Here is a 15,043-nt window from a genome sequence, read left to right on the forward strand (position 1 = left end):
TTATCCTCTAATCCAGGCTGTCATGCCTTTTTGGCTGGCGTACTGTTCGGCGAAGTGCAGAAGGTCTGGTGCATCAAGCGGCCTGCTGGCGGCCAGGTAGGGCTGCTCCAACAGGGTGTATTTGTTTATCCCTAAGGTGTGATAAGGCAGAAAATGGATAGATTTCGCGCCAATTTCGTCGGCGGCGAAATCGCTGATGGCGCGGATGGAACGTTCATCGGCGTTAAAATCGGGAATCAACGGCACGCGGATGGTCATCTCTACGCCGCGGGCGGCCAGCTTGCGAAAGTTATCCATCACGCGTTCGGCGTTGCCGTCGGTCCACTGCTGAAAGCGTGCTTTGTCTACGTGCTTAAGATCCGCCAGCAGCAAATCCAAAAAAGGTAATGAAGGCGCAATGTATTTCCAGGGCACGTGCAGGCAGGATTCCACGGCAGTATGCAGGTCGGCCTCTTTACCGCGCTGTAGCAGTTCCCGCGCCAGCTCCGGCTGCATAAAAGGCTCCCCGCCGGAAAGCGTAATCCCCCCTCCGCTGCGAGCATAAAAAGGTTTATCGCGCAGCACTGTGGTCATAATAGAATCCGCCGTTTTTACTTCACCGCAGACGGTCAACGCCTGGGTAGGGCAACACTCTCTCAGAGCATTGATAGCATTGGGGTTGAGTTTGCCACGGGCAATAACCAGTTCGCTGTCTACACGGGAAACCACGTCCGGTAAGGCCTGCTGGCAAAGTTCGCAGCCGGCGATGCACAAACGGCGGTCCAGCAAAACGTCGCATTCACGGCTACGGCTTTCGGGATTCTGGCACCAGCGGCAGCCCAGCGAGCATCCTTTCAGGAAGACCACCGTGCGGATCCCTGGGCCATCGTGCGTGGAGTAGCGCTGAATATTGAACAGCATGGCATTCTCTCTTGTTGTTTCTTTCGTAAATTAAATTACTTTCGAATGAAAGTTATATTGATATTGATCAGCTAAGCAATCGACAGTCGGGTTATGATGCGGTCAATGAGAGATGACTCTAATTCTGGAGAGCGTAATGGAACTGTATTTAGATACCGCAGATGTTGCCGCCGTTAAGCGTCTTGCCCGTGTTCTGCCGCTGCAGGGCGTAACCACCAACCCTTCCATCGTTGCCAAAGCGGGAATATCCCTGTGGGAAGTGCTGCCTGCACTGCAGGACGCGCTGGGGGGCGAGGGTCAGCTGTTTGCTCAGGTGATTGCGAACCAGGCTGATGAAATGGTGAAAGAGGCACAGCTGCTAACCACGCGGGTACCGGGGCTGGTTGTTAAGGTTCCCACTACGCCGGAAGGCCTGGCGGCACTTAAACAGCTTAAAGTCCTCGGGATCCCAAGGCTGGGTACGGCAGTTTATGGCGCGACGCAGGGGCTACTGGCCGCGCTGGCGGGCGCTGAATACGTTGCGCCTTATGTGAACCGACTGGATGCTCAGGGCGGGGACGGGATTCAGATGGTACAGGATCTCCAGCAGCTTCTGACGCTGCATGCCCCTGACGCGAAAGTGCTGGCGGCCAGCTTCCGCACGCCGCACCAGGCGATGTCATGCCTTCTGGCCGGCTGCGAAGCGATCACGCTGCCGATTGATGTGGTCGAACAGATGCTGGTCACGCCTGCGGTGACGGCGGCGATAGACGGGTTTGAAAAAGACTGGCAGGGGGCTTTCGGCTCGTTAACGCTCTAATCATTTATGGCCACCGTTCGCGGTGGCCTATATTTCCCAAAGAATTAAATTTCCCAGGGCGATTTTTTTTGCTCGCCGTCCTGCTTGTTTTCATCGTTATTTATGCTCAGCAATTCCGCTTTAAGGATCTCAAGGTTGTTTATCGCGGAGGCATAATCTTTGGCAACCAGAATATCCAGCACGGTATCAATACGTTTGGCAAGCTGCTGCGGATCCAGTGTTGGCATTGTTAATCCTGTCTGTGTTAGGGAATGAATCATTCGCCCATAATGCAAAAAATAGCCGATAAAGAGAAGGGCACTCGGCGAATTCTTAGCCTTATTCTTCAATAAATTATCGCACAACATATAAGCATTAATTATTAATCCTTACGCTGCATTCATCAAACTACAGCCGTGGATTAGTCTGATCCTGCGATGACCGCACTTTCATTTAATGAGGATCTGGCTATGACAGTTATCAACCAACCAACCTGCAAACTCTTTACTGACACTGCACGTTTTACTCAACTGTCTGGATATTACGAAGAAGAACGCCGTACAGTCTGGATGATGCTTCGTGCCCGCCCGCGTCCCTGCTTCAATCACGGACTTATCGAGGAAATAATGAATCTGGGATATATCGTCCAGAAGGCCGGATTTAAAGTCGATTTCTGGGTTACCGGCTCGCTGGTCCCCGGAATGTACAATACCGGCGGCGATTTAGGCTTTTTTGTGGAAACTATTCGTAATGGGCGTCGGGAAGCACTCCGCGCTTATGCCCGCGCCTGCGTGGACTGCGTGCACGCTGCGTCTCGCGGTTTTGATACGGGGGCGATCAGCCTGGCGATGGTCGAGGGCAGTGCGCTTGGCGGCGGATTTGAGGCGGCGCTCGCGCACCATTTCCTGCTGGCACAGCGCGATGCCAGGCTGGGATTCCCGGAAATTGCCTTCAACCTGTTTCCCGGGATGGGGGCGTACTCTTTGGTTGCTCGCCGTTCGGGCATGAAACTTGCTGAAGAGTTGATCTATAAGGGCGAGTCCCACACGGCGGAATGGTACCAGCAGTATGGGCTGGTGGATCAGCTGTTTGAGCCGGGACAGGGATACCTGGCCACGCGCACCTTCATCGATACCCTCCAGCCTAAACTTAACGGCGTGAAGGCCATGCTGCGCGCGCGACAGCGCGTGTTACAGCTGCCGCGCTCAGAGCTGATGGACATCACCGAAGACTGGGTGGATGCCGCATTCTGCCTGGAGGACAAGGACATTGCCTATATGGAACGGCTGGTCATGCTGCAAAATCGCCATACGTCGACGGCTCTGCGTAAAGCGGGCTAGCGCTTTGTTCTGGCCTGATAGCGCTTAAACCAACGCTCAAACACGGCAGCGGGCATTGGTTTGGCAAATAAGAACCCCTGCCGTTCGTTGACGCCGTTCTTGGTAAGAAAGGCGTCTTCTTTTTGGTTTTCCACGCCCTCGGCGATCACCTGTAAATTCAGCGCCTGTGCTACTGCCACGATGGCTCTCACCAGCGACTGAGACACGGAATGTTTATGCACGTCGCGCACAAAAGACTGATCGAGCTTAATAGCGTCGATAGGGAAGCGCGCCAGCTGCGATAAGGACGAGTACCCCGTGCCGAAGTCGTCCAGATGCACCTGCGCTCCCAGTTGACTGAATTGCTTGATAACCGACAGCGCCAGCTCTTCGTTCTCGATAAGACAGCTCTCGGTCAGCTCAACGTCAATCGGGCAATATTCAAAATTCAGATCCTTCAGCGCTTGCTTGAGATCGCTAAAAATAGTCTGATCGGCGAGCTGGCGGGCGGACACGTTGACCGCCACTCGGAGATTAATGCCTTTGTCCCGCCACTTCGCCACCTGCTGCACAACGCTAACCATCACCCAGCGCCCTAGCGGCACAATCAGGCCGGACTCTTCCGCATAGGAAATAAAGCCATGAGGAGGAATGAGGCCCCGCTCCGGCGACTGCCAGCGTACCAGCGCTTCCAGGCTACGGACTTCACCGCGCCAGGTCATCTTGGGCTGGTAATGGATCACCAGTTGATCGTTATCCAGCGCTTTACGCAGGTTGGTATCCAGCCACAAATACTCAAATACCCGCTGGTTCATCTCGGGAGAGAACACGCAAAACTTCCCGCGGCCGCTCTCTTTGGCGGTATACATGGCGGTGTCGGCGTTACGAATCAGATTCTCCCGTTCATCCCCGTGCTGCGGGGCGAGAGAGATACCCAGCGAACAGCCGCTGTAGACCTCAATCAGGCCAATCCTGAAGGGCTGCTTCAGGCGGGTCAGAATGCGGGAGGACATCGCTTCCAGCGAGCCCTGAGAGGTGTTTGTTGCCAGCACGATAAATTCATCTCCCCCGAGACGCGCCAGCACCTGGCCTTCCTCAAGGCAGCTTAAAATCGCCAGCGACACGGCCTGCAGCAGCTGATCGCCAAACATATGGCCGTAGGCATCGTTCACTTTTTTAAAGTTATCGAGATCCAGATAGACGATACCAACCTGCGTGTCGCCCCGTTTGGTAATGGCCTCGGTGATCAGATCGTAAATGGCGTTGCGGTTAGGCAGTCCGGTGATGGTATCGGTATTGGCCAGCACCCGCAGGCGTTCCTGCGCGCGGCGCTCTTCGGTAATGTCGGTGCCGGAACAAATCAGGTAGATTTCGTTTTTGCCGCTGCCGCTGTGGACAAACTTGTTGCGGAACAAAAACAGCCGCTGGCCTTTACGGGTTTTGACCCAACGTTCAACTTCATAGGAGCTGCCATTGCGAAAAAATCCGCTGATATTGCGCTTTGAGGCGGCGGCTTCGCTGCGGCTCATAAACAGCTTGAAGACATTCTGACCGATGACCTCATGCTCTTTCATCCCGGTGTATTCTTCACTTAACCGATTGAAGCGCTGGATATTTCCCTGTTTATCAAGAATGACAATGACTGAATTCGCTTCAGAGACAACCTGCTCGGCAAAAGAGAGGCCCTGGACCAGGTCGCGAGCCACCGAATGGGTGTCGTGCCAGGCCGAGGCGGTGCCCGCCCACTCGCGTTTAGACACTTTGCGGCCGACCATATGCACCGGGACTTCTATGCCGAACAGCGACAGCGTCATGGTCAGGCTGGAGGTAATCACCGTCATCTGACGAATTTCGTCGGCCTGTATCATGTCCAGCGCCACCACCTGGCCGGTGTCTGAATCTTCACTGGCCGCCAGCTGAAGGGCGTTGCTGTCCGCCGGTAGACGCCAGTAGGGGCTGGTCGTCCCCAGGTAACGATAAAGCAGGTTCTGCTCCAAATCGTCTTTCATTCGTGCTCCTGAGCCTCAGGGGAAAATATCACCTAAATCTATTATTTATAGTAGCAACAGACGGCCGATGTTAAAGCCCCGGTAAAGAGGAAAAGATCTTGTTTTTGCAGAGGATGTGCAATATATCGGCACATTGAGATGACAGAAATGAAAAAGCCGGGCAGAGCGCCCGGCTTTATAGGGTGAAAATCAGGATCAGGCCGCAGGGCGAGCGATAACGCTGCGCGTTTCCATGCGAACTTCCGCGATGGTCACGTCGATAACGTCGGTCACTTTATAAACGACTTCGCCCTTGATCTGCACGGTGCCGTTTTCCTGGCTGCAAACCAGCTCATCACGTACCGCGTGAATGAACGGTGCAGGGATAAACGCCACGGCCCCGTTGTCCACCAGGCGTACGCGCATCCCGCCGCGGCTAACATCGATAATTTCTGCTGCGAAGCGAGTATCGGTGCCGGCTTTCGGGCTCAGGAAGCGAGCGTACAGCCAGTCGCCCACGTCACGCTCGGCCATCCGGTTCAGACGGCGACGTTCCGCCATCTGGACGGTGGTTTCTTCCGCCGGACGCGTCGCCGCTTCGCCTTTAATAATCGCTTTCAGCAAACGGTGGTTAACCATATCGCCGAATTTACGGATTGGGGAAGTCCAGGTGGCATAGGCTTCGAGGCCAAGGCCGAAGTGCGGGCCAGGTTCGGTGCTGATCTCGGCGAACGACTGGTAACGGCGAATGCGGCTGTCCAGGAACCCGGTAGGCTGAGCGTCCAGTTCGCGGCGCAGTTTGCAGAAACCTTCCAGCGTAAGGACTTCCTGCGCGTCCACGGTGATGCCGTGGGTTTGCAGCATGGTTGCCAGCTGTTCAGTATTGGCCGGATCGAAACCGGTATGGACGTTATAAATCCCGAAGCCCAGTTTCTCGCGCAGCACGATGGCCGCACAAACGTTAGCCGCGATCATCGACTCTTCAACGATACGGTTTGCGATACGACGCGGCTCGGCCACGATATCCAACACTTCGCCTTTCTCGCCCAAGACAAAGCGGTAGTCAGGGCGATCTTTAAAGACCAGAGCGTGGGTCTGGCGCCATTCGCTGCGGGTCAGACAAACGCGATGCAGCAGGCGAATTTGCTGTGCAATGGCGTCGCTCTGCGGCTGCCAGCCACCTTTCTCTTCCAGCCAGTCAGAGACTTCGTCATAAACCAGCTTGGCTTTGGACTCGATATTGGCGGCGAAGAAATGAATGTCGCTGGCGATAGCGCCGTCCTGCTCAATGGTCATGCGGCAGGCGAGGACAGGGCGGACAACGTTGGCGCGCAGGGAGCAGAGATCGTCTGACAGCTCGCGCGGCAGCATTGGAATATTGAAGCCAGGCAGATAGTTGGTAAAGGCACGAATTTTGGCGATGCCGTCGAGTTTGCTGCCTTCTGCGATCCACGCCGTTGGGTCAGCGATGGCCACGGTCAGCTGCAGTTTGCCGTCGGCAAGTTCTTCAACGTACAGCGCATCGTCCATATCTTCGGTGCTGGCGCTGTCGATGGTGACAAAATCCAGCGACGTTAAGTCTTCGCGCACCAGGCCGTCGTCAAGCATCTCGGTGGCGACGCCGTCCGGCGCTTCGCGTTCAAGATTGTGACGTGACAGTGTCACCCACCACGGCGCAAGATGATCGTCGCCGAAGGTGATGAATTGCGTTAACTCGGCATAGAAGCCACGGTCGCCCTTTAGCGGGTGACGGCGCATTTCAGCTACCGCCCAGTCACCGTTCTGGAAGTCATGGGTCACGTCGCGAGCTGCGCGGCACTGAATGGCATCTCTCAGCAGCGGATGATCCGGCACAATTGACAGGCGGTCGTCTTTTTTCTGAACGCGGCCAACAAAACGCGTCAGGAAAGGTTCGATAAGCGTTTCCGGCTCGGCGGACTCACGGTCTTTATCGGTGTGGATGACGGCGCTGATACGGTCGCCGTGCATCACTTTTTTCATCTGCGGCGGCGGAATAAAGTAGCTTTTATTCGCATCGACTTCGAGGAAGCCGAACCCTTTTTCCGTGCCTTTCACCACGCCTTCAGCGCGTGGAGTCTGAGAATGCAGTTGCTGTTTTAGCTGCGCGAGCAGCGGGTTATCCTGAAGCATATCGTTTCGTTTTCGTGGCCAAAAGAGCGGCTGACAGTTTTACGCGAAACCGTACCTTGCGGCAAGCGCTGATTGCCGTGAAGGCTTATGGATTCAGCGCTTGAGCGGTATTTCCCAGGCCAATTTTCAGGCGGTTTATCCACCCGGCCAGCCCGGCACTAACCAGTAGTTTCAGCACCTGCTGCTCGCTAAAACCTTGCTCATACAAAGGTTGAATCTGCGCGGCGCTAAATCTGTCCGGGGCGCGGGTTAACAGCTGCACGGCATGAATAATCGCTTTTTCACGAGGGTGATTGTGACTCCAGGCGTTAAGCGCCCGTTCCCCGTTGCGCATCGCGTCCGGTAATCCAGCATCTCCCTGCCAGGCCGCCGCGGCATCGCTAAAGCAGGCGGCGCTGCCGTTAATCCGTGACGTCAGCATCACCACCAGCAGCGCATCGTCTGGTTGCTGCGCGGTGGTCTGCCAGAACAGGCGGGTAAGCTGGCTGAGGTAAGACAGTGCCCGCTCATCGTGAGCAAGCAGCCAGGCAATATCACGCAGGGTGCGCAGCGGCTGGCTGATGCTCAAGACTTCCAGCTGTTCCGCCCGGGCATAGCGCATTTCAACGGGCGCCAGCCCCGGAAGCCAGTTGACCGGGTACGGCGTAAACAACGCAGGTTCCGCGTCCTGTTGCCCGTCCAGCCCCGGCAGCCAGCGAACGGGCAGCCCCTGCAGCGCTTGCCAGACGGCAATAGCGCGCGCCTGGAAGCCCACGAAGCCGATAATCTGGGTAAAGGAGACAATATCGTCCACCGAGAGGCCGCATTCATCCAACTGCGCTAAGGCGCTATCGTCGATAAGCGTCGGCTGGCTGGCAAGCTGGCGGGCAAACTGGGTGATCTGAGTCAGGCGACGGTTGCTTTCGCGGGATGAGTCGGGGCCGGGCTGGGGAGCAAGGCGAGCGGCATAGTGGTTACACAGGCGTTGGACCCCGTAGACCTGCGCAACGGTCAGCGCCGTGCTCAGGCGATCGTAGCTACTCAGGGTGTGTAAACGCGTCACGTTAATCCTTTCCGGCAGCAGCACATCGGCTACCGCTCGGGCGGCATCAAGCCACGGGGCTTCAACAATCAATTGTGCTTCAGAAGGGGCTACATCAAGCAGAAAGCGGTCTTCAACCTGCGCTGCTTCGGGAACTAAAGGCAGTACATCCGCCGGGCACAGACTGGATTGGGTTTCATGATACCAGTGGCTTTTACCAGAAAAGCGGCGTTGTTCCATGGTCGTTCCTTGGTCAAAAAGTTTGCAGACCCGGATACAACGTGGAAGCCGGGCCTGGTTCGCTGTTTTATCCTGGCGCAAGCTCGGGAGGTGACAAAAGAATGATCGGTGATAATAAATATCGGAAAGGTATAACTAAATCGGATTCAGGGGAGGAAAGCAGGGGGAAATAGCGAAACGGGCCGCAGCCCGCTTCGCTCAGGAACAGAAATTAGTCTTTCAGTTCCAGCTCGTTCATGGCTGCGATGCTGAAGCCGCCGTCAACGTGAACCACTTCCCCGGAGATACCGGCAGACAGGTCAGAACACAGGAAGGCTGCGGAGTTACCCACGTCTTCAATGGTTACGGTGCGACGAATCGGGGTAACGGCTTCACAGTGGGCCAGCATTTTACGGAAGTCTTTGATGCCGGAAGCGGCCAGAGTACGGATTGGGCCAGCGGAGATGGCGTTCACGCGCACGCCTTCTGGACCCATGGCATTAGCCATGTAGCGAACGTTAGCTTCCAGAGACGCTTTGGCCAGGCCCATAACGTTGTAGTTAGGGATTGCACGCTCTGCGCCCAGGTAGGACAGGGTCAGCAGGGCGGAACCTGGGTTCAGCATTTCACGGCAAACTTTCGCCATGGCAACGAAGCTGTATGCGCTGATGTCGTGGGCAATTTTAAAGCCTTCACGGGTAACGGCGTTCACGTAGTCGCCATCCAGCTGATCGCCAGGGGCGAAGCCGATGGAGTGAACGAAACCGTCAAATTTCGGCCAGCTTTTCGCCAGTTCGGTAAACAGCGCTTCGATGCTCTCATCTTCAGCCACATCGCAAGGCAGCACGATGCTTGAACCCAGCTCGGCAGCAAAACCTTCCACACGGCCTTTCAGCTTCTCGTTCTGGTAGGTGAATGCCAGCTCGGCGCCTTCGCGGTGCATCGCCTGTGCAATACCGTAGGCAATGGAGAGTTTACTGGCGACGCCAGTGATCAGAATGCGTTTACCGGTAAGAAAACCCATAGCTTTAATCCTTAATAGTCATTGTTGTTGCGGCCAGCAGGTGAAAAAACAGGCAGGCCGACGTTAAGACCGGGCGATTCTAACATGACTCCCGCGTAAGCGTTAATCCGACCACTTTTCCACGTCATAATTTGAGCCGCAGGGATGTTGGCTGCACGCCCATTTCTCAGTCACTTACTTCAGTAAGCTCCTGAAAACTGCTCCCTTGCCGCCTACCCGCAACTCAAATTATCTAGTGGAAGTTGGGGGAGAATGATCGTGGCGAAGTAGTCTAAATTAACGATCCCTACGCCAGGCGTCAGCGGTTAAGGCCTCGCCGAAGTGGCTGTTAATCAGCCGTTTAGTCAATTCATGCAGCGGGGAGGCGAGCACGTCGGCCGTGCTGCCGCGCTCCACCACTTCGCCTTCGTGCATCACCATCACCTGGTCGCTGATGTGCTTCATCATGCCAATGTGCTGGGTCACGTAAATATAAGAAATTCCTTGTTTTTCCTGCAGTTCAAGCATCAGGTTAATCAGCTGCGAGCGCATGGACATATCCAGCGAGGCCAGCGCTTCATCGGCGATAATGACCTTGGGCCGGAGGATCAGCGCGCGGGCCAGGCCCAGACGCTGTTTTTGCCCCGGAGCCAGCATATGCGGGTAATAGCTGGCGTGGTCCGGCAGCAGACCAACCATGCGTAAGGTGTCCAGAATGCGTTTTTGCCGCAGCTCTGGCTCCAGCTCGGTATTCAACCGCAGCGGGAAGTCCAGAATCTGCGAGATGCGCTGGCGTGGGTTCAGGGAAGTACTCGGATCCTGGAATATCATGCGGATCCGCTGGCTGCGCCAGGAATAATCGCCGAAGTGGAGAGGGTGATCGTCAATCACTAACTCGCCGGTGGTCGGCTCAACCATCCCCGCCAGCATTTTTGCCAGCGTAGATTTACCCGAGCCATTCTCCCCGATAATCGCCAGCGTCTGCTTCTCGCGCAGCGTAAAGTTGAGCGGCTTCACCGCTTCGACGTGCTGGCGGTGAAACAAACCTGTACGGTAGCGAAACGTCTTACTTAAATTGCGGACTTCCAGCAGCGTTTCGACCATTACTGACTCTCCATATTCAGCGGGAAATGACAGGCGTAGAGGTGATTTTTCGCCCCTTCAAGCCTTGGCGCTTCAATGCATTTGCGTTGGGCATAAGGGCAGCGAGGCCCCAGACGGCAGCCCAGCGGCAATTGCTCCAGCAGCGGAATCGCGCCCGGCATGGTGTTTAACCGGCTCTTGTGCGGCATCGGGCTACCAAAGTCAGGGATCGCGCGGATCAGCGCCTGAGTATACGGGTGGTGTGGCGTGGCAACCAGCTCTTCGCTCGTCGCGCTTTCCACGGTTTGCCCGCAGTACATCACGTTAATTTTATCCGCCCACTGGCTCAGCATCTGCAGGTCGTGGCTAATCAGCAGAATGGTGGTGTTGTTGTTCTGATTGAGCCGCGTTAACAGACGGAAGATCTGCGACTGCGTGGTCGGCTCCATGGCGTTGGTGGGCTCATCCGCAATCAGCAGGCGAGGCTGGTTTGCCAGCGCGATGGCGATCATCACCTTCTGGCATTCGCCTTCCGTCAGCTCGTACGGATAGCTGCTCATGGCGTCTCTGTGATCTTTAATCCCCACGCGGTGCAGCAGTTCGATGGCGCGGCGCTTGCGCCAGCCAAAGCGTTGCCACCAGCGGCCTTTATAAGTCCAGCCGGGAATATTTTGGGTCAACTGACGGCCAATTCTTTCCGACGGATCCAGGCAGGACTGTGGCTCCTGGAAAATCATCGACACGTTGTGGCCCACCAGGCGGCGGCGCTCACGCGGCGAGAGCCGCAGCAGGTCGATATCGTCAAAGCGCATACGGTCAGCGGTAACCCGCCAGTTATCTTTGGTGACGCCACAGATAGCTTTCGCGATGAGACTTTTCCCTGAGCCGGATTCGCCGACCAGACCACGAATTTCCCCTTCGCCCAGCGTCATGCTCACGCGATCGACGGCTTTTACCCAACCTTCGGAGGTCATAAATTCGATGGTCAGATTGCGGATATCAAGTAGCGGCATTATTGCACCCCCGCGTTAATCGCGCGGCGCAGGCCGTCGCCAAGCAGGTTAACCAGCAGGACGCTTATCATGATGGCCGCCCCCGGCAGCATCACCGTCCAGGGCGCAACGTAAATCAGCTCCAGCGCATCACCGAGCATTGCACCCCATTCCGGGGAAGGGAGCTGCGCGCCAAGATCGAGAAAACCGAGTGCGGCAATGTCCAGAATCGCCATAGACAGCGCTCGTGTGATTTCTGTTACCAGCGTGGCGGTGATATTGGGCATGACGGCAAACCAGAGAATATTTAGCGTGGAAGCGCCATCCAGACGGGCGGCGACCACGTACTCTTTCTCCAGTTCATCGTGCACCGCGCTGTAGACCGAACGTACCATTCGCGGCAGCAGCGCCAGCCAGACGGCAAACATCGCATGGCTGAGATGGGGGCCAGCAAAGGCGACCACAATAATCGCCAGCAGCAGGGAAGGAATCGACAGCAGCGTATCGAGAATGTGGTTCAGCACCGCGGAGCGCAGACCGTGGGTCGACCCCGCTATCACGCCGAGCACGATGCCGCAGATTGTTGCCGCAAGCGTGACGACAAACGCGCCGCCCACAGTCGGAGCTGCGCCGCTCAGCAGGCGGCTTAGCACGTCACGGCCAAGATCGTCGGTACCGAGGAAGAACGAAACTTCCCCATAGCGGGACCATGACGGCGGCAAAAGCTGATAGCCCAGAAACTGTTGGTCAATTTGATACGGGGCAAAAAGACCGCCAAACAGGCACAGAATAGCCAGGCCGCCGCAGCCGTAGAGGCCAATCATCGCCGTGGTATCGCCATAGAATTTACGCCACGTCAGACGCAGCGTGCTTGGCGGTCGCTTTTCGCGGTAGACGCTATCGTAAGGCATACCATTCCTTATGCTTCAGTGGGTTGGCCATAGCGCCCAAAATATCGGAAATCACGTTAACAACAATCACCAGCGAGCCAATCACCATCACCCCGGCGGAAATCGCCATGTAATCCTGCTGGCGAATGGCGTTAATCAGCCAGCGGCCCAGGCCGGGCCAGCTAAAGACCACTTCGGTGATCATCGCCAGCGTCAGCATGGTTGAAAACTGCAGGCCCAGGCGAGGGATCACCGGCGGCAGCGCGTTGTGCAGCACGTGGCGATGCAAAATAGTGAAGCGGGAAAGCCCGCGCGTGGCGGCGGCTTTGACGTAGTTCTGATCGAACACCTCGATGGTACTGATGCGCATCAGGCGAATCACTTCGGTGGTCGGGGCGACGGCCAGGGCGGCGACCGGCAGCACCATGTGGCGCAGGGCGCTGACGATCATTTCGCTGCGATAAGGCGAGTCCGAGAGCCACGCATCCACCAGCGCAAAGCCGGTGACGGACTTAACCTCATAAAGCAGGTCAAAACGCCCTGAAACCGGGAACCAGCCCAGCGTCAGCGAGAAGAACAGCGTCAGCAGCAGCGCCAGCCAGAACACCGGAATCGAAAAACCGACCAGCGCCAGGGCGCTGATTAGCCTGTCCTGCCACTTATTGCGCATGATGCCCGCCAGCATCCCCACCGGAATACCAATCAGCAGCGCCAGGCCGAAGGCCAGAATGCACAGTTCCATGGTGGCCGGGAACACGTCGCGTAATTGCTCGTTAATCGACTGGCCGTTGATGCTGGAAACGCCAAAATCCCAGTGCAGCAGACTCTCAAACCAGAACACCCAGGCGTTCCACAGCGAAGCCCCCTGCAGCGGTGCGTGGGGCGTAAAATAGTTGAGGCTAAAGCCGACCACCGCCAGAAACAGCAGAGTGATCAGCAGCAGCAATAATCGCCTTAGCGTGAAAATGATCATTATTTTTTCGCCTCTTCATTTTCCCTGGACACGCCTGCAAACGAGGCGTTGCCGAACGGGCTGAGCACCAGGCCTTTCATGTCGTAGCGGTAGGCCTGCAGCCTTAACGAAGAGGCCAGCGGCAGCACAGGCAGCTCTGCGGAAAGAATATCCTGCGCTTCGTTGTAGGCTTCAATACGGGCGGAAAGCTGCTGGGAAGAGAGCGCTTTTTGCAGCACGCTGTCGAAATGCGGGTTACACCAGCGGGCATAGTTAGTTTGCGAGCCGATGGCCGCGCAGCTCAGCATCGGGCGGAAGAAGCTGTCCGGGTCGTTACTGTCCGTTGCCCAGCCGGCAAGCGTCAGATCGTGGCTCATGTCCATCAGTCTGGCTTCCTGGAAGCGGCCCTCCATCGGCACGATAATCACCTTCACGCCAATCTGTGCCATATCCGCCTGAATCAGCTCGGCGGTTTTGAGTGGGCTTGGGTTCCAGGCCTGGGAGCTGGTCGGCACCCACAGGCGGAGTTCCAGTTTATCCACGCCCAGGGCCTGTAACTGCTCACGGGCTTTCGCCGGGTTGTATTCGGTAATTTTTGCGTCGTTATCGTAGGCCCAGGAGGCGCGAGGCAAAATGGATGCGGCCGTTTCTGCCGTGCCGTAATAAATAGACTGCATCAGGCGCTGATTATTAATGGCAAGGGACAGCGCGTGGCGAACGGCCGGGTTATTCAGCGGCGGTTTGTTGGTGTTAAACGCCAGGTACGCGATATTCATGCCCGGGCGCAGCGTCAGGCGCAGACGCGGATCGTCACGCAGAATAGTCAACTGACTTGCCGCAGGCCAGGCCAGCACGTCGCATTCGCCGGTGAGCAGTTTTGAAAGACGGCCGGTGCCGCCGGAACCCAGATCGACCACCACCTGCGGCATCAGCGGTACGCCGCGCCAGAAGTGCTGGTTGCGCGCCAGGCGAATGTACTGCCCGGCGCGGTATTCGCTGAGCAGGAAAGGTCCGGTGCCGACCGGCTGCCTGTCCATCAATTCCTGGTGGTCAGCTTTGGTCAACTGCGCGGCGTATTCGGCGGACATCACCGACGCGTAATGCGTAGCTAAATGCCAGAGGAAGGAGGCGTCCGGCTTATTGAGGCGGAATTCAACGGTATTGTCATCCAGCTTGCGAACGCTTTTCACCGTTTCCGGGAACTGGAGACTGTCGAAATAGGGGTAGCTGCCGCCGTTAACGTTATGCCACGGATGGTTGCGGTCGAAGATACGCTCAAAGGTAAACACCACATCATCGGCGTTTAGCGCGCGGGTGGGTTTAAACCAGGCGGTAGTCTGGAACTGGACATTGTGGCGCAGGTGGAAACGGTAAGTCGCGCCGTTATCCAGCACTTCCCAGCTTTCCGCCAGTTCAGGCACCAGGCGATAGGTATAAGGGTCAACGTCCAGCAGGCGGTCATAAAGCTGCGCCGCCAGCGTGTCGACGGTCAGGCCGCCGCTGGTCATTTGCGGGTTAAAGGTGTTGACCTGCCCGTTGACGCAATAAACAAAGCCACTGCGGCGAATATCTGCCGGTTTTTCAGCGGGCGCAGCGGCACGCGCCGCGCCGCTCAGGCAGCATAAACCCAGTAACAGGGAGGAGAGCATTCCGCGCATAAGTTTTTGAGTTATCTCAAGTGATGGGCAAAGTGTATCGCACTCTTGCCTTCTCCCCAAAATTACTGGTGACGATCGGCAATTTTCTG

General features: G+C 56.6%; 13 protein-coding genes. 2 read left to right on the plus strand and 11 right to left on the minus strand.

Annotated elements, in window-relative coordinates:
• The gene (locus WFN87_RS07050) at positions 1-900 is read right to left on the minus strand and encodes a glycyl-radical enzyme activating protein (protein ID WP_336982309.1); all 900 of its coding nucleotides are present in this window, start codon (positions 898-900) and stop codon (positions 1-3) included.
• Between the two features lie 136 nt (positions 901-1,036).
• Between WFN87_RS07050 and fsa the strand changes: the two genes are divergently transcribed.
• On the plus strand, positions 1,037-1,699 hold the full coding sequence (fsa, locus tag WFN87_RS07055) for a fructose-6-phosphate aldolase (RefSeq protein ID WP_336982308.1): 663 nt from the start codon (positions 1,037-1,039) through the stop codon (positions 1,697-1,699).
• A gap of 44 nt (positions 1,700-1,743) precedes the next feature.
• Here the strand turns inward: fsa and yciZ are convergent, their stop codons facing one another.
• Positions 1,744-1,926: a protein YciZ/DeoL gene (gene yciZ / locus WFN87_RS07060; protein ID WP_008461338.1), complete on the minus strand. Its 183-nt coding sequence runs from the start codon at positions 1,924-1,926 to the stop codon at positions 1,744-1,746.
• A 222-nt stretch (positions 1,927-2,148) separates the two neighbouring features.
• Between yciZ and WFN87_RS07065 the strand changes: the two genes are divergently transcribed.
• The gene (locus tag WFN87_RS07065) at positions 2,149-3,018 is read left to right on the plus strand and encodes a crotonase/enoyl-CoA hydratase family protein (RefSeq protein WP_008461339.1); all 870 of its coding nucleotides are present in this window, start codon (positions 2,149-2,151) and stop codon (positions 3,016-3,018) included.
• Here WFN87_RS07065 and pdeR read toward each other — a convergent pair.
• From pdeR to sapA, 9 genes are all read right to left on the minus strand, one after another.
• Complete coding sequence (gene pdeR / locus WFN87_RS07070; RefSeq protein WP_336982307.1) at positions 3,015-5,006, minus strand: cyclic di-GMP phosphodiesterase; 1,992 nt, start codon at positions 5,004-5,006, stop codon at positions 3,015-3,017. The two genes, WFN87_RS07065 and pdeR, sit on opposite strands and share 4 nt — an antisense overlap.
• Before the next feature lie 195 nt (positions 5,007-5,201).
• Positions 5,202-7,136 carry an exoribonuclease II gene (locus WFN87_RS07075; RefSeq protein WP_166992109.1) on the minus strand — a complete coding sequence of 645 codons (1,935 nt, stop codon included), beginning with the start codon at positions 7,134-7,136 and terminating at the stop codon, positions 5,202-5,204.
• 85 nt (positions 7,137-7,221) lie between these two features.
• Positions 7,222-8,397: a CMD domain-containing protein gene (locus WFN87_RS07080; RefSeq protein WP_336982306.1), complete on the minus strand. Its 1,176-nt coding sequence runs from the start codon at positions 8,395-8,397 to the stop codon at positions 7,222-7,224.
• A gap of 211 nt (positions 8,398-8,608) precedes the next feature.
• Positions 8,609-9,400 (minus strand): enoyl-ACP reductase FabI, encoded by a 792-nt coding sequence (gene fabI, locus WFN87_RS07085; protein WP_039294025.1) that lies wholly within the window; start codon positions 9,398-9,400, stop codon positions 8,609-8,611.
• A gap of 276 nt (positions 9,401-9,676) precedes the next feature.
• Complete coding sequence (gene sapF, locus WFN87_RS07090; protein ID WP_336982305.1) at positions 9,677-10,483, minus strand: putrescine export ABC transporter ATP-binding protein SapF; 807 nt, start codon at positions 10,481-10,483, stop codon at positions 9,677-9,679.
• Positions 10,483-11,475, minus strand: a complete 993-nt coding sequence (gene sapD / locus WFN87_RS07095; RefSeq protein WP_008461346.1) for a putrescine export ABC transporter ATP-binding protein SapD — start codon at positions 11,473-11,475, stop codon at positions 10,483-10,485. Before sapD ends, sapF begins: the two co-directional genes overlap by 1 nt.
• Positions 11,475-12,365 (minus strand): putrescine export ABC transporter permease SapC, encoded by an 891-nt coding sequence (gene sapC, locus WFN87_RS07100; RefSeq protein ID WP_008461347.1) that lies wholly within the window; start codon positions 12,363-12,365, stop codon positions 11,475-11,477. Before sapC ends, sapD begins: the two co-directional genes overlap by 1 nt.
• Positions 12,352-13,317, minus strand: a complete 966-nt coding sequence (sapB, locus tag WFN87_RS07105) for a putrescine export ABC transporter permease SapB (protein WP_166992116.1) — start codon at positions 13,315-13,317, stop codon at positions 12,352-12,354. Before sapB ends, sapC begins: the two co-directional genes overlap by 14 nt.
• Positions 13,317-14,954, minus strand: coding sequence for an ABC transporter substrate-binding protein SapA (gene sapA / locus WFN87_RS07110; protein ID WP_336982304.1), 1,638 nt, complete (start codon positions 14,952-14,954; stop codon positions 13,317-13,319). Before sapA ends, sapB begins: the two co-directional genes overlap by 1 nt.
• Between the last annotated feature and the right edge of the window lie 89 nt (positions 14,955-15,043).

The sequence above is a fragment of the Cedecea sp. AS113 genome (assembly GCF_037152415.1).
In the GTDB taxonomy this organism is placed as follows: Bacteria; Pseudomonadota; Gammaproteobacteria; order Enterobacterales; family Enterobacteriaceae; genus Cedecea.

Coding starts and splice junctions, on each gene's coding strand:
- WFN87_RS07050 (WP_336982309.1), bottom strand. CDS start 900: ATGCTGTTCAATATTCAGCGCTACTCCACGCACGATGGCCCAGGGATC.
- fsa (WP_336982308.1), top strand. CDS start 1,037: ATGGAACTGTATTTAGATACCGCAGATGTTGCCGCCGTTAAGCGTCTT.
- yciZ (WP_008461338.1), bottom strand. CDS start 1,926: ATGCCAACACTGGATCCGCAGCAGCTTGCCAAACGTATTGATACCGTG.
- WFN87_RS07065 (WP_008461339.1), top strand. CDS start 2,149: ATGACAGTTATCAACCAACCAACCTGCAAACTCTTTACTGACACTGCA.
- pdeR (WP_336982307.1), bottom strand. CDS start 5,006: ATGAAAGACGATTTGGAGCAGAACCTGCTTTATCGTTACCTGGGGACG.
- WFN87_RS07075 (WP_166992109.1), bottom strand. CDS start 7,136: ATGCTTCAGGATAACCCGCTGCTCGCGCAGCTAAAACAGCAACTGCAT.
- WFN87_RS07080 (WP_336982306.1), bottom strand. CDS start 8,397: ATGGAACAACGCCGCTTTTCTGGTAAAAGCCACTGGTATCATGAAACC.
- fabI (WP_039294025.1), bottom strand. CDS start 9,400: ATGGGTTTTCTTACCGGTAAACGCATTCTGATCACTGGCGTCGCCAGT.
- sapF (WP_336982305.1), bottom strand. CDS start 10,483: ATGGTCGAAACGCTGCTGGAAGTCCGCAATTTAAGTAAGACGTTTCGC.
- sapD (WP_008461346.1), bottom strand. CDS start 11,475: ATGCCGCTACTTGATATCCGCAATCTGACCATCGAATTTATGACCTCC.
- sapC (WP_008461347.1), bottom strand. CDS start 12,365: ATGCCTTACGATAGCGTCTACCGCGAAAAGCGACCGCCAAGCACGCTG.
- sapB (WP_166992116.1), bottom strand. CDS start 13,317: ATGATCATTTTCACGCTAAGGCGATTATTGCTGCTGCTGATCACTCTG.
- sapA (WP_336982304.1), bottom strand. CDS start 14,954: ATGCGCGGAATGCTCTCCTCCCTGTTACTGGGTTTATGCTGCCTGAGC.